The sequence below is a fragment of the Oligoflexus sp. genome, assembly GCF_035712445.1.
Taxonomy (GTDB): Bacteria; Bdellovibrionota_B; Oligoflexia; order Oligoflexales; family Oligoflexaceae; genus Oligoflexus.
The window spans coordinates 19,074-33,695 of sequence record NZ_DASTAT010000034.1 but is presented as its reverse complement, the minus strand read 5'-3'; the positions used below and the strand labels follow the sequence as shown (position 1 = coordinate 33,695).

General features: G+C 55.5%; 14 protein-coding genes. 3 read left to right on the top strand and 11 right to left on the bottom strand.

What is annotated here, in order from left to right; all coding sequences use genetic code 11:
- Window positions 1-81: 81 nt before the first annotated feature.
- From VFO10_RS07235 to tilS, 11 genes are all read right to left on the bottom strand, one after another.
- Complete coding sequence (locus tag VFO10_RS07235; protein ID WP_325138539.1) at window positions 82-570, bottom strand: hypothetical protein; 489 nt, start codon at window positions 568-570, stop codon at window positions 82-84.
- Window positions 571-633: 63 nt separating this feature from the next.
- Window positions 634-1,446: a hypothetical protein gene (locus VFO10_RS07230; protein ID WP_325138538.1), complete on the bottom strand. Its 813-nt coding sequence runs from the start codon at window positions 1,444-1,446 to the stop codon at window positions 634-636.
- A gap of 22 nt (window positions 1,447-1,468) precedes the next feature.
- The gene (locus VFO10_RS07225; protein WP_325138536.1) at window positions 1,469-3,013 is read right to left on the bottom strand and encodes an aldehyde dehydrogenase family protein; all 1,545 of its coding nucleotides are present in this window, start codon (window positions 3,011-3,013) and stop codon (window positions 1,469-1,471) included.
- Window positions 3,014-3,023: 10 nt separating this feature from the next.
- Window positions 3,024-3,473: a tRNA (adenosine(37)-N6)-threonylcarbamoyltransferase complex ATPase subunit type 1 TsaE gene (gene tsaE / locus VFO10_RS07220; RefSeq protein WP_325138534.1), complete on the bottom strand. Its 450-nt coding sequence runs from the start codon at window positions 3,471-3,473 to the stop codon at window positions 3,024-3,026.
- Window positions 3,474-3,482: 9 nt separating this feature from the next.
- Window positions 3,483-4,238, bottom strand: coding sequence for a pyridoxine 5'-phosphate synthase (locus VFO10_RS07215; RefSeq protein WP_325138532.1), 756 nt, complete (start codon window positions 4,236-4,238; stop codon window positions 3,483-3,485).
- Between the two features lie 12 nt (window positions 4,239-4,250).
- Window positions 4,251-5,597 (bottom strand): phosphoglucosamine mutase, encoded by a 1,347-nt coding sequence (glmM, locus tag VFO10_RS07210; protein ID WP_325138530.1) that lies wholly within the window; start codon window positions 5,595-5,597, stop codon window positions 4,251-4,253.
- A gap of 67 nt (window positions 5,598-5,664) precedes the next feature.
- Window positions 5,665-6,594 (bottom strand): CdaR family protein, encoded by a 930-nt coding sequence (locus VFO10_RS07205; protein WP_325138528.1) that lies wholly within the window; start codon window positions 6,592-6,594, stop codon window positions 5,665-5,667.
- Window positions 6,591-7,436: a diadenylate cyclase CdaA gene (cdaA, locus tag VFO10_RS07200; protein WP_325138526.1), complete on the bottom strand. Its 846-nt coding sequence runs from the start codon at window positions 7,434-7,436 to the stop codon at window positions 6,591-6,593. Before cdaA ends, VFO10_RS07205 begins: the two co-directional genes overlap by 4 nt.
- Window positions 7,436-8,233 (bottom strand): dihydropteroate synthase, encoded by a 798-nt coding sequence (gene folP / locus VFO10_RS07195; RefSeq protein WP_325138524.1) that lies wholly within the window; start codon window positions 8,231-8,233, stop codon window positions 7,436-7,438. Before folP ends, cdaA begins: the two co-directional genes overlap by 1 nt.
- Before the next feature lie 23 nt (window positions 8,234-8,256).
- Window positions 8,257-10,236: an ATP-dependent zinc metalloprotease FtsH gene (gene ftsH / locus VFO10_RS07190; RefSeq protein ID WP_325138522.1), complete on the bottom strand. Its 1,980-nt coding sequence runs from the start codon at window positions 10,234-10,236 to the stop codon at window positions 8,257-8,259.
- Window positions 10,237-10,585: 349 nt separating this feature from the next.
- Window positions 10,586-11,638: a tRNA lysidine(34) synthetase TilS gene (tilS, locus tag VFO10_RS07185; protein ID WP_325138520.1), complete on the bottom strand. Its 1,053-nt coding sequence runs from the start codon at window positions 11,636-11,638 to the stop codon at window positions 10,586-10,588.
- Window positions 11,639-11,869: 231 nt separating this feature from the next.
- On the opposite strand from tilS, the gene VFO10_RS07180 reads away from it, so the two are divergent.
- The 3 genes from VFO10_RS07180 (at window position 11,870) to VFO10_RS07170 (ending at window position 14,620) form a co-directional block, all read left to right on the top strand.
- Window positions 11,870-12,751, top strand: coding sequence for a flagellin (locus VFO10_RS07180; RefSeq protein WP_325138518.1), 882 nt, complete (start codon window positions 11,870-11,872; stop codon window positions 12,749-12,751).
- A 34-nt stretch (window positions 12,752-12,785) separates the two neighbouring features.
- Window positions 12,786-13,706, top strand: coding sequence for a flagellin (locus VFO10_RS07175; protein ID WP_325138516.1), 921 nt, complete (start codon window positions 12,786-12,788; stop codon window positions 13,704-13,706).
- 236 nt (window positions 13,707-13,942) lie between these two features.
- On the top strand, window positions 13,943-14,620 hold the full coding sequence (locus tag VFO10_RS07170; RefSeq protein ID WP_325138514.1) for a PDZ domain-containing protein: 678 nt from the start codon (window positions 13,943-13,945) through the stop codon (window positions 14,618-14,620).
- Window positions 14,621-14,622: the final 2 nt, after the last annotated feature.

The following is a 14,622-nucleotide window of genomic DNA, read 5'->3' as shown; positions in this document are numbered from 1 at the left end:
CTTTTCGTGTAGTCATCTCCTCTCACTTCCAACATAAAACTCCTGGAAAATTTGTCAAGATCGAGTCTCTGAACTAATTTTTCACGACACCGCAGGCACTGGGAGAGTAAGGTTAAAACCTTGACCATGAGTCGGTGAGGGCACCTGCCTTCCATCCGCCGGTTCAGCCTGCGCAAGCGTATGGATCGTCTGCATGATCTCGCTTGAGCTGCTCCCAAGGGGAAGCATCACAGGTGATGGAAAGACATCCCGCTCAAAATCCGAAACATGGTCTGCACCCAGAAGGACGGTCGGTTTCCAGGAAATGGACCTTAGGCTATCCGGGATGCCGGTCGCTTCCAGATCCCGAACCATGGCTTCATCCAGAATGATGACATCAGGATCCAGGAGAAGAGGCTGACGGAGACCCATGGCCGAGGGCACCAGCATCAAAGGATAATGCTGCTCCTCCAGGGCCCTGGCGATCATAAGGGCAAGCCGCGTCTCACGGCAGGCCACGAGGCACACAGGACCACGACTGCTGATCCTGTAGCTGGCATTCGGAGTCGACCTTGCATCGCGCTGAAGCATAAAGCACCCCTTCCTCACGCGATAGGATACATCCATTGAAGCGAAATTGGGTTAACAAAAAATTCAGGTTTTGCGCGGCAGGTGGCAGTAGCGATTGCCGAGGACTTTTTTCCGGATCTTATGATAAAGCTCGGGTTCATAGGCGGTGATGAAGCGCTCCACGCGGGAACGATAGGGTTCGCGGGTCAGTCGGGAATTGGCCGTAGCAAAGATGTGCCACTGCATGTCAAAGAACTTCACAAACGCAAGGGCATCACAGGATTCCCCGAACCAGCCGACCAGATCCATTTCCTCATTGGATCCAAGGAACGAATCAACCCGACCAAAGCCCAGCATTTTCACGCGCTGGCCCAGGTTATTCGTATTCACGACCGTCACCTGGCCGCATTGCTGCTGGATGATGGCGCGCAGAGCGTCCGAGTTCTGACTGGTGTGCGCCACGCTTTTGATTTTCTTGCAGTCGCTGAAGGCCGTATTCTTCTTCAGATAGATCAGCCCAAGCTGAGTTTCGATGACCATTTTGGGAAAGCGGGTCCCGCCGGGCAGGACCTGATGCTGATTGACGAAGGTGAAATCGAAATTCTGCTCGGCGATGAGGCTTTCAAAGCGCGGGAAAGGCATCGCTTCGACCTTGACGGGAAGCCCGACGAAATCACCGATGGTATGAGCCATTTCATAGAGGATGCCGCCTGTGACCTTGCCCTTGGCATCCACGAGGACCCAGGGCTCATAGTCAACAGGGGCGAAGAAGAGAAGAGGCGGTTCGGCCTGGGTTTTCGGGGCCGCCTTGGCCTCGGGCTTCTGGGGTTCGGCGACCAGCATATTCATCCAGGTGAACATGAAGAAAACCAAACTGAAGCCGCGACCTGTCTTCATCTCTCTTTATCCTTTGGCTGCCTTAGATATCGAATTTGATACCCTGGGCGAGTGGCAGCTGACGCCCATAGTTGATGGTATTGGTTTGCCGACGCATGTAAGCCTTCCATGCATCGGAGCCTGATTCACGACCTCCCCCGGTTTCCTTTTCACCACCGAAGGCGCCGCCGATTTCCGCACCGGACGTGCCGATGTTGACGTTGGCGATACCGCAATCCGAACCGTGGGCGGAAAGGAAGGTTTCGGCTTCCCGCAGATTCAAGGTGAAGATCGAAGAGCTGAGGCCCTGCTTCACATTGTTCTGGATGGCGATCGCATTCTCCACATCTCCACTGTATTTTAGCAGATAAAGGATGGGAGCGAAGGTCTCTTCCTGCACCATATGCATTTCCGGCTTCGCCTCGACGATCGCCGGCTTCACATAGCAGCCTGAATCGTATTCACCGCCGCTCAGAACCTCGCCGCCGTAAATCAGAGTGCCGCCTTCCTTCTTCGCCTGATTCAATGCGGACTGCATCATCTCCACAGCCTGCTTATCGATCAAAGGACCGACGTGATTCTTCTCGTCCAGGGGCGAGCCGATGCGAAGACCGCTATAAGCCTTGAGCAACATGGTTTTCACCTGCTCATAGATCGACTCATGAATCACAAGGCGACGGGTCGTCGTGCAGCGCTGGCCGCAGGTTCCCACCGCACCGAACACAACCGCAGGCGCTGCGAGTTTCAAATCAGCATCCGGGGTCAGGATGATGGCATTGTTCCCGCCCAACTCCAGAATGCTGCGACCGAGACGCGCGCCGACCACGGCTCCCACGCGCTTGCCCATGCGGGTCGAGCCGGTCGCCGAGATCAAAGGAATGCGGGTGTCCGCAGTCATCGGTTCGCCAATTTCAGCGACGTCACCTACGATCAGACTCATCACGCCTTCCGGCACTTTATTTGCCACCAGAACATCGCGCAGGATGTTAAAACACGCAATAGCCGAAAGTGGCGTTTTCTCCGAAGGCTTCCAAATGGAAACATCACCGCAAACCGCTGCTATCATGGAGTTCCAGGACCAGACCGCGACCGGGAAGTTGAAAGCGGAAATAATTCCGACGAGTCCGACGGGATGCCACTGCTCATACATGCGGTGATTGGGGCGCTCCGAATGCATCGTGAGGCCGTGCAATTGCCGTGAGAGACCAACGGAGAAATCGCAGATATCGATCATCTCCTGAACTTCACCCAAGCCTTCCTGAAGGGATTTCCCCATCTCATAGGCGACGAGCCTGCCGAGCGGGGCTTTGAACTGGCGAAGTTTCTCGCCCATCTGCCGAACGATTTCCCCGCGCTGTGGCGCTGGAATTTGCCGCCACTTCAAGGCTGCGGCTTCCGCGGTCTTGATGACTCTTTCATAGTCCTGGCGATCGGCTTTATACACGCTGCCGATGAGCTGGCCATCGACGGGTGAATAGGAATCGAACTTGCCTTTTTGCTTGGAACCGAACCATTCCACGCCGGTGCTGGCCGCAGCGTTTTCCTTGCTGATGCCGAGGTCTTTCAGAAATTGCAAATCGAGACTCATGCTTGCCCTCTTATTTTTTATTTTGGATTCGAATCAATGTATAAATGCGGCGATCCCAGCCGTCCGCCTCGATCTTCAAGACGTGAGAAGGAGGAAGGATTTCCCCAGGACCGCCCTGTTCGGGCCATTCGACGAAAAGCCCGCGATAGGGCCGCGCATCATGGACCCCGAGTTCCTGCAGCGAAAAATTCTCATCCGCACGATAAAGGTCGAGGTGCGCGTACCAGTCGTGACCGATCTGATATTCATTCATGATGGTGTAGGTGGGCGAGACGACCGGCGTGTTTTCCGCAAGGCCCTGCTCGTAAAGATAGGCGCGTACAAAACTGGTTTTGCCCGCACCCATCTCGCCCTGCAGCCAGAGCACGAAATAGGGATACTGCTGAAGCTCGGCCTGCACGGCCTTTAAAAGCGCCGTATCACCTTCCGCATGGCTCTGACGAAAAAGTTCCTCTGCCATGGTCCTGCCTTAGCCGCCCACGCTGGGACGGAATTGAGGATCGTTGAGCAAGGCTTTCATTTCCCGAACGGCCTGGGTCAGACCCACATAAATCGCACGGGCCACGATCGCGTGACCGATATTGGCTTCTTCCAGATGCGGCACGAGCTGCATCCAATGCGCCTGGCTATAGTTCAAACCGTGACCGACATGAACCTGAAGACCCTGGTCATGAGCCACGCGCGCGGCTTCCTGCAAAGGCTTGAGAAGAGCAAGCTGTTCGGCTGTGGTGCGGGCGTCCTGCATCGCGCGGCAGTAATGTCCGCTGTGAATTTCGATGGCCTGGGCCCCGAGTTTTTTCGCGGCGATCATGTCCTTGACGTCGGGTTCCACAAAAAGGGACACGACGATACCGAGGTCACGCAGAGCGTGAATCTGATCGCCGAGTTTTTTCGAGGACTGACTCAGGTCAAGGCCACCCTCCGTGGTCAGCTCCTGGCGCTTTTCGGGAACGAGCGTCACGGCATGCGGCTTCGTGGACGAGGCGATGCGCACCATTTCATCCGTGGCCGCAATTTCAAAATTGAGCGGCACCTGGATCGTGCGTTTCAGAAGCTCCACATCCGCATCACGGATATGACGCCGATCTTCGCGCAGATGGCAGGTGATGTTATCGGCACCACCGAGTTCAGCAAAGGCCGCAGCCTGCACCGGACTCGGATAGCTTTCACCGCGTGCGTTGCGCAGCGTGGCCACATGATCAATATTCACACCCAGTCGTATCATTTCCCCAAGCCTTTATTTCTGGGCTGTTTCCAGAGCGCGCGCGATATCGGCGGCCATGGTTTCCAGCCGGTGCTGGTCTTCGCCCTCCAGCATCACCCGGGCCAGATTCTCTGTACCCGAATAGCGAACCAGGACGCGTCCTCTTTGCCCGAGTTTTTCCTCGGCCGCCTGGATCAGCTTATGGACATCCGGCAGCTGTTCAAAGGGAGTCTTATGCTGAACGCGGACGTTCCGCAAGACCTGAGGCAGGACCTCCATACAGCGTTTCAGCTCAGCCAGGGGTTTGCCGTTTTCCAGCATGACTTCCAGGAGGTTAAGCGCAGCCAGAATTCCGTCCCCGGTGGTATTGAGGTCCATGAAAACAAGGTGACCCGACTGTTCGCCGCCGAGGTTATAGCCACCTTTACGCATCTCATCGACCACGTAACGATCACCGACCTTGGCCCGCAGCAGCTTGACACCCATGCGCTGGAGCGCAATTTCCAGGCCCATATTGCTCATAACAGTCGAGACGACGGTCGACTTTTTCAGACGTCCGGCCTTGACCAGATGACCGGCACAGATGGCCAGGATCTGGTCCCCATCCACAAGCTCGCCCGTGTGATCGACCACGATCAGGCGATCGGCATCCCCATCGAGCGCGACACCCAGATCCGCCTTGTAGAGTTTGACTTTCTCAACCAGCGAGGCCGGATGCAAAGCCCCGCACTGCTCGTTGATGTTGCGACCATCGGGATTGTTGCCGGTGACGAAGATCTCGGCACCGAGTTCCTCGAAGACCTTGGGCGCAACCTTATAGGCAGCTCCATTCGCGCAGTCGACGACGATGCGCAGACCATCGAGTTTCAGATGTTTGGGAAACTGTTCCTTTAAAAAGACCGCGTACTGGCCCACGGCATCATCGATGCGCTTGGCGCGACCGATATGGATGCCGGTGGGAAAGGTTTCATGGGAAGGATTATCGACCATCTCTTCCAATTTATTTTCGATTTCATCCGGTAATTTATAGCCGTTTTCACTGAAGATCTTGATTCCGTTATCATCATAGGGATTATGCGAGGCGGAAATCACAATGCCCGCGCAGGCGCGCATGCCGCGGGTCAGGTAAGCGATACCGGGCGTGGGCAAAGGCCCGAGGAATTGCACGTCGACACCGACGCTGCAGATACCTGCGGAAAGCGCCTGCTCCAGCATATAACCACTGCGGCGCGTGTCCTTGCCGATCAGAATTTTGGGATGGGGATAGGCGTTGCGAAAATGAAGGCCAATGGCCTGGCCTAAACGCAGAACAAAATCGGGTGACATGGGTGCGACGTTGGCCTTGCCACGAATGCCATCTGTGCCAAAATATTTGCCCACTCTTGTATCCTTAGCTCATATAATCGTTAGGCTCCCAGACTAGACGATTTTACGAGGCAAGGAAAGTTCAGTCCTTGCCAATCGAAACGATGCCTTTTTCAGGAAAGGTTTCAATCAACGCGGTATCGGCGGGTATTTTGACTCGAATATCCTGCTCGTAGCGCCCGGGTCCAAGGCCCCGGACTTCGACAAAGGCGCGGAAATCGCTGCGTTTCAGAAAGTTCAAAACGCCGGGAACACCCTGCACCATGATGGAAACGAACTGCGGTTTCACCGTAGCGCCCTGATCGGCCCCGACGATTTCCACGGGTATGTTGCCGAAACGCTTATTGATTTTACTGTCGCCCACCTGCAGGGCCACGCGCACCATATCGGTGGAGAGAGCATCTGCTCCGAGCCCAGGTGATACCAATCTGACATCGAGCACACGGCTTTCCTGAAAGCCGCTGACATCAATCGGCTCGGTATAGACATAGCGCAGTTTCAGAAGATCATTGCGGATGCCTTTCACGGTCACCGCTTTCGGATCTATGTTCACCTTCTCGATGATGTAGCCATCGGCGGGCGAGCCGTGAATCGCTTCCTTCACGGGAATAACCCGCTCCATGACGCGGTCGACGAAAAGATCCAGATAGGGTTCGTGAATGATGATTTCCAAACGTTCGTTCAGATTCTTGATGTCGTCCTTGCTCAAGCGGATGCGATAACGCCCGACCTTGCCGGCCGGAATATAGATATCGGCCGTCAGCTTCTTCGGGACTTCCAACAGCCAGGCCTGCGGACCACGAATGGTGGCGGCCTTGACCCGGACGAGTTCCCCGCGAATGCCATAGTCCGGCGTCACATGGATGGCGACGAGCACCTCGCGGGACATTTCCTGGACCTGCTCGCCCTGAATAATAGCCCAGACGATCACGGCCAGAAAAAGCGAGAGGACCTTATAGCCGAAGTTATGAAAGACGAAACGAACGACTCGCGAAAGAAGGGCACGGATCATTTGTTCCCTCCTCGAATCCAGAAGGAACGCACCCGTTCCATCCAGGGATTTTTCGCGCTGGTGGGACTCTCGCCGGCCTCTTCAGTTTCCGTATTCAAAGATTCCTTCAAAAGCCTGCGAAGCTCCTTGCCATCCAGATTCCGGGAAACCTTGCCATCCACCATAAGGGATATTGTGGACGTTTCCTCGGAGACGGCCAGTGCCAGAGCATCGGTTTCCTGGCTGATGCCGATGGCCGCGCGGTGCCTTGTGCCGAAGTTCGGATCCACATCCTCATCGCGGGTCAACGGCAAAAAGCAGCCTGCGGCTGCGATCCGGCCCTGCTGAATGATAACCGCTCCGTCGTGAATGGGTGAAGTCGGGTGAAAGATCGAAACCAGAAGCTCCTTGCTGATCCGGGCATCGATCAGAACACCGATATCCACGTAGCGGCTCAGGATAATGTTCCGTTCAATGACGATCAGAGCCCCGATTTTCTTCCCGGCCAGGCCTGTGGCGGCGCGGGCGATATCATCCAGGACCTGGCGCGACGAAGCCTGCTCATGGGTAGGAAAGACCGTTTTCTTTCCCATGCGGCTCAGGACGCGGCGAATGTCCTCCTGAAAGAGGATGACGATAATGATGATGATGGACGAATAAAACTTGTCCATCAGCCATTTCAAAGTCGTGAGCGGGTAAACCTGCGAGATGAAGAAGGCAAAGCCGATGGTCATCAGAATCCCAAGCACCATCTGCATGGCCCGCGTTCCACGGATGAGCAGCAAAAGGCGGTAGATGATCATCGCGATGATGGCGATGTCGATCAATGCCCAATGGCCCAGCTTGTTATAGAGTTCTGACATTATTCCACCACCAAATCGCGCAGCTTTTTCAGCCGTGCTACATCATGCGTTCGGATTCCTCTTACTCCCGCCAAAAGAAAACTCAGCTCCAGCATCTTGGAAGGGGCGTCGCGTTCCTTGGGATCGGTGATCCCAAGCAGGCGACCGATGAAAGACTTCCGGGAAACTCCCAGAATGATTTCATAGTGCACCGACTCCGCCAGAGCCTGGCCGATCACCTGCACGTTGGCCCGATCCGTCTTGCCAAATCCCACGCCAGGATCCAGCCAGATGCGGTCTTTCGTGAATCCAAGGTCCATGAGCGTCTTTTGAGTACTTTCATAAAACACAGCCACAGCCCGCAGAGCCTCGGCAGCATCCAAAGGATCCTTGTGCATCTGCGCTGGATCACGATGCATATGCATGGCCCAATAGGTGAGTCCACGCTTCGCAAGTGTTTCCAAGGTCAGGCGATCGGCAATACCGCTTATATCATTGATTATGTCGACCGGATAATCCAAAGCACGGCGCATCGTCATGGGTTTGTATGTATCGAGGCTGATGCGTGCCTTGGGTTTTTGGTCAGCGAGAGCGGCCAGAACCGGCTCCAGTCTGCGCCACTCTTCGTCCGCATCGACGGCAGCCGACCCAGGACGGGTCGATTCTGCGCCGATGTCGATGACGTCGGCCCCTTCGTTCACAAGATCCCAGGCGTGAGCCACCGCCTTTTCAGGATCCAGAAAAGTTCCACCGTCTGAAAAAGAATCCGGGGTGACATTGAGCACCCCGATGATCAAACTGCGCGCTTCGTCACTCAATTCAACGCGCCCTCCTTGCTCGGTCAGGTTCCCAAGGGCAAGGGTTCAATAGGCGTCGTCGACTCTGTTTCCGGTTTATCGCTGGAATCACGGCCTTTGGCTGATTTTTGCGAAATTTTTCCGCTCAGGAGCTGCTTTTCGCGTTGAACCCGTTCTTTGTATTTCTCACGCTCGTCTTCCGAGATGATGATCTGGCCGTTCATGATGTTCTCGATATCATGGGCTTCAAGAGTTTCCCGGATCAGGAGCGCATCGGCCATGCTTTCCAGGACTGTGCGGCGTTCTTTCAGGATCTTGACCGCCAGCTCGTAGCCGCCCATGACAAGGCGTTTCACTTCGGCATCAATCTCTTCCATGATCTTCTGCGAGAAGCCTTCACGCCCACCGAAATCGCGACCCATGAAGACTTCATGATCGGGAGTTCCCCAGGCGATCGGTCCGAGTTTTTCGCTCATGCCCCACTGGGTGACCATCTTGCGCGCAAGGTCGGTCGCCTGCTGGATATCACTGCCGGCGCCGGTCGAGGTGATGTTGAAGACGATCTCTTCCGCGGCGCGACCGCCCATGGCTGTTGCGATACGGCCTTCAGCATATTCGCGGGACACGGAAAGCTTGTCTTCGGAAGGCAGGTAAACGGTCATGCCGAGGGCGTAGCCGCGCGGGATGATCGTGATCTTGTGCACAGGATCCGAACCAGGAAGCACCTTGGACACAATGCAGTGACCGGCTTCATGGATGGCCGTGTTGCGTTTTTCTTCTTCGCTGATGATCATGCTCTTACGCTCGGGACCCATCAGCACTTTGTCTTTGGCGGATTCGAAGTGCATCATCGAAACAGTCTTGGCGTCCTGACGAGCGGCGAGCAGAGCTGCTTCGTTCACAAGGTTCGCCAGATCCGCACCCGAGAAGCCCGAGGTTCCCTGGGCCAGGATATCAAGATCCACATCCGAGGCCATGGGGGTTTTGCGGGTATGAACCTTCAGGATACCGCGGCGACCGCGGACATCGGGTTTGGGCACATGCACGCGGCGATCGAAGCGGCCTGGACGGAGCAGCGCGGGGTCGAGGACGTCAGCGCGGTTGGTCGCTGCGATCAGGATCACGCCTTCATTGGTTTCGAAGCCATCCATCTCGACGAGGAGCTGGTTCAGGGTTTGCTCGCGCTCGTCATGACCGCCGCCGAGACCGGCACCGCGTTGACGACCGACGGCATCAATTTCGTCGATGAAGATGATACAGGGAGCTTGTTTTTTCGCCTGTTCGAAGAGGTCACGCACGCGACTGGCACCGACGCCGACGAACATTTCCACGAAGTCCGAACCGGAGATCGAGAAGAAGGGCACACCGGCTTCACCCGCAATGGCTTTGGCCAGGATCGTTTTACCGGTACCGGGAGGGCCCACGAGCAGAACGCCTTTGGGAATGCGGCCGCCGAGGCGCGTGAACTTTTTCGGGTCTTTCAGGAAGTCGACGATCTCTTCGAGTTCGTTTTTCGCTTCCTCGATGCCCGCCACGTCTTCAAAGGTGATTTTGGTTTGGTTTTCGTTCAGGAGCTTGGCCCGGCTTTTCCCGAAGGACATCGCTTTGCCGCCACCGATCTGCAGCTGGCGCATCAGGATGATCAGGAAAACGAGGATGATGACGATGGGAACGAGTTGGAAAATCAAAGACGATTTCCACATGCTGCCGCCTTCGTTCTCGTTGGTTTCGTAATTCACGCGCACTTTTTTGCTGCGCAGTTCGTCGCGCAGAGCCGCATCGGTCGCAGCCTGGACCTTGTAAGGGGTGCCGTCTTTCTTGACAGCGATGATCTCGTTGGTGCCGCGGAAGGTCACATCACCGATCTGACCTTGATCGACCGCTTCCATGAAATCCGCGAATTTCATGTTCTGGTCTTCCTGGTGTTGCGGGGACATCATGTTGAACATGATGAAGAGTAGAACCAAACCAACAAGCATGAGTGTGAACTTCATCTGCTGGTTCGGTTTTTTGGCTTTAGACATGGATCGTGCTCTCCTCATCTGGGGCTATCAGGCACACTACAGCTTTACGAAACTGGCGAGCCGACATGCTACCTGTTTTTACATGCGGCTGTTTAAATTGGAACTAAAACTTACATCGCGACACTGAGCTGCGATGGTTACCCACGTCATATTATTCGGAATCTTCGATGATATATAGTCTGTAACGATGACCGGTTTTGGGGTCGAGTCTTTCCTGCATTTATTCATTATTAGCGATCCTGTCTCATCCTTCAAGCAACAAGCACTTACAGGTTTCTCTTCCCTTCCTCGTTCCAGTCTAGCAGGCATTTTCAAAGGGTGCGGCGGTATTTTTTGCCTTTCTCTCTCGTCATGGCGCAGCAGGGGGCCAGACATCCAGACTTTCGTCGAGCAATGCGGCGCGAAATTGTTGCCAGCGTTCGCCCTCGGGCGTTTGATTGCGAACAATGGATAAAACTCCCTGCTGGCAGACCGCTTGTGTTCCGGGCTGCAGCATTCCCGTCCATACCGAACCCTGGACCAGGGCGGCATGAATGGTGAAAAGAAGATCGCGCGATACGCGGGTTCCAGGCACCTGGGCCTGAAGGTAGCGACTGATTTCATGTCGGGCCAGGAAGGGAGGCCGTGTCTTCAGCTCGCTCAAGCTCAGGGTTTCCTGCAAAGGCAGGGCGGCCCTTTCCTCCTGAATCAGGTGCAGGGCGTCCTGAAGATCCTGGGCATGAAGCCAAATGTTATGGGCAAAGCCGGGGAAAAGCCGCTCCAGCTCGGGCAGGATCTGAAGGCGCAGGCGATTTCGGGTGTAATCCATCCCTCGATTGGAGCTGTCCTCGCCATAGCCGATGCCGTGCTGACGAGCCAGTGCCTCGATCTGTGACCGAGTCAAATCGAGCAGGGGTCGCCAGATCCTTTCATGCAGAACCTGCATACCCATCACATCCATAAGACTATGTCCGCGACAGAGCCTCGCGAAAATCGTTTCCACCCAATCATCGCGATGATGGGCGACAGCGATCCAATCCCGCGGTCCCCTTTGCTGCGCGAACCAATCATAACGCAAGGCTCGGGCCCATTCCTGAATCCCGGTCTTCTCGTGCGGATGATCCTTGGGATCCATCTTAAGAACGCGCAGTTCACGGCCCGATCGGGCCGCCGCCTGACGCACAAGCTCCTCATCACGGTCCGACTCCGCCCCTCGCAGCGCATAGTTCACATGCAGGACGCCCAGCTCAAAATTTCCGAGCCGACGCTGAAGACCATCCAAAAGGAAAAGCAAAACACTGGAATCGAGCCCGCCTGAGCACGCCACCCAAATGCGTTCCGGCCCGCCATCGGCCTTAATTTTCCGCGCAAGGTCTGCCTCGACGGTATGAAGATCGACCTTCGCCACGCTTTGATGATTCATGAAAAAAGCCCGTTTCTCTTAATCATTTCTTACTTCTACGAAATAATTTCCGTTTGGGATGCATCGCAACCCAATGATTTTACTGCGTTTTGAAACACCCCGCACAAGCCTCTGAAACCGCAAAGCTCCTCACCGCTTTTAAGGAAAATTCCAAACTCCCGATGGTTCTTTTGCAAGTTGCGACACCATTCCTAGCCCAGGTACGGGCTTAGGCTTTTCAAGGAGGAAAGTATGGGTCTGCGCATAGCAACCAATGTGTCTTCTCTCATAGCTCAGCGGCAGTCTCAAACCAATTCGAATCTCATGGATAAGAGTCTGGAACGACTCTCATCCGGCTACCGCATCAACAAATCCTCGGATGATGCAGCCGGTCTCGCGGTCTCTGAAAGTCTGCGGGCCAAGGTTCGCGGCCTCAATCAGGCCAAACGCAACGCATCTGACGCCGTGTCGATGGTGCAAATTGCGGAAGGCTCCCTGAACGAAGTCGGCAACATCATGATCCGCCTGCGCGAACTCACTGTGCAGTCGGCATCCGATACCATCGGTGATGTTGAGCGGGGCTATCTGAACCGCGAATACACCCAGCTCGTCGATGAGATCGACCGCATCTCGGCCACCACCGAATTCAATTCCCTCAAGCTCTTCGATCCCAATCAGAAGGATCGCCTCGTCATCCAGGTGGGCGTGAATCAAAGCGAACCCGAAGCCAACGTGGATACGATCTCGATTGGCCTCGAAGGGCTCAAGACCTTCAACTCCGAACAGCTCGGCCTCGGCAAGGGTGCAGAAATTGGACCCATGGAAGTCGACGGCAGCGACGCTGTGTCCCGCGAAGACATCACGGACAAGCTCAACACCATCGACAACGCCCTGACCCGCCTCAGCGGTGAACGCGCCACGCTCGGCTCCATCCAGAGCCGTTTGGATACCGCGATGAACAATCTCGGCATTCAAACAGAGAACCTCACCACCGCCAACAGTCGCATCCGCGACGTGGATTTTGCGGAAGAGACCTCGAATCTCACGCAAAGAAAAGTGCTCCAGGCTTCTTCCATTTCGGTCCTTACGCAAGCGAACGCCAAGCCAGAGATGGCTCTGCAACTCTTGCGCTAATTTTCAACGCCTTTGTAACAAGGAGGTTTTTGTTATGGGTATTCGAGTCAAAACCAACGTGGAATCCTTGATCGCGCAGAAGAAACTTTCCGACTCACGCAAGGAAGTCGCTTCGTCGATCGAACGCCTGTCCTCGGGTCAGAGGATCAACAAGTCGGCGGATGACGCCGCCGGCCTTGCCGTTTCCGAGCGGATTCGTTCCCGTATCGCCAGCATGGATGTTGCCAAACGTAACGCCAACGACGGTATCAGTTACATTCAGGTGGCCGAAGGCGGTCTGAATGAAATGACCAACGTCATGCTCCGTATGCGCCAGCTCGGTTCGCAGGCGGCTTCGGACACCATCGGTAACCGCGAACGGGAATTCCTTGACCGCGAATTCCAGCAGCTGCGCGATGAAGTCGGCCGTATCATGAAGACGACCGAGTTCAACGGGCGGAAGGTTTTGGAAGCTGGGGACAACACCGCCATGCGCATCTTCGTCGGTTCCTCGAACCGCGCGGATGTCGATGGATCGGCTCCTGATATTGATCCTGAAACCGATCCGGATATCGTGACGATCAACCTCGAAGAGCTGAGCGTTCTGAACGAGGCCCTGGATAAAGTGGTGAACGGCGGACTCAAAGTCGTTCCTGATGATCCCGACGGCGGCGCTGCCGATCTGAGTCCGGATGGAACCGATGCCCTCTTCAATGTGATCGATACCGCGATCAATGAAGTGGCCGGTTACCGCGCCTCCCTCGGTTCGGTTCAATCCCGTTTGAACACTGCGATCTCGAACATCGACGTGACGAACGAAAACCTGAACGCCGCCAACAGCCGGATCCGTGATGTGGACTTCGCGGCGGAAACGGCCCGCTTCACCCAGAACAAGATTCTGGAACAGGCCGGCGCCTCGGTTTTGGCTCATGCCAACTCCGAACCAGAACTCGTGCTGCAACTGCTCCGCGGCTAAAAAAACGGGGGCGGGCTACCGCCCCCTTACCTTCAGCGGTACCATGAGATTGACGATCTCTGTCATCGCCGCTGACAGTAAGCCGGGAATCTTACCCAACCATTCCCCTCATATTTCAACGGCTTGCCCGTCAAAGCGTGGCTTCCTTGAATCGGCACAGGCCTTGCTCCGATAGTCTTTAAGAGTGGTCTTCTGTGTGGTTCCCCTGTTGCTCGGATACTGGAAAGGTTGTGGCCATGAAGAACTTCGCCGGACTCGTGATTTTCCTTTCATTTCTATTCGGGGCCTCCCTTGCCCAGGGAAACCCCTTTGATTACAACGTCCTTGGCGTCATAGCCAGCAGCCAGAATCAGAAGGGTGTGGCCCTGATCAAACAAAAGACCAGTGGCCGCGTGGCCGCGTTCCGGGAAGGCCAGGACATCGTCGCCGGCTGCCGCATTGAAAAAATCTTCCGCAAAACCGTGACCTTTTCCTATAACAGCAAATTCTATGAGCTGAGCGTCGGCGATGAAGCACCGACCGAGGTCAAAGTCTCCCCTCAATCGAGCCTTGCTGAAAACCTCGTGCATGCGGAAGGCATCGAGCGCCAGGGCAATACCCTGAAGGTCACGCGCAGCCTCAAGGACAATCTGGTCGGGGAAAACCTGAACAAGATCCTCATGCAGGCCGCCGCCGTTCCTCATGTGGAAAACGGACGTCTGACCGGCTTTCAGCTGCTGGAAATCGACCAGGGCAGCATCTTCGATATCGCCGGCCTGAAAAACGGCGACATCATCACCCACATCAATGAGCAGCCCATCAACGATGCCGCCTTGGCCATCAAGGCGCTGAGTCAGCTGAAAGCCGCCAACACTGCGACATTCAGCTACATTCGGAATCGCAAACCCATGGAACTCGTCATCCAGATCAACTAAGT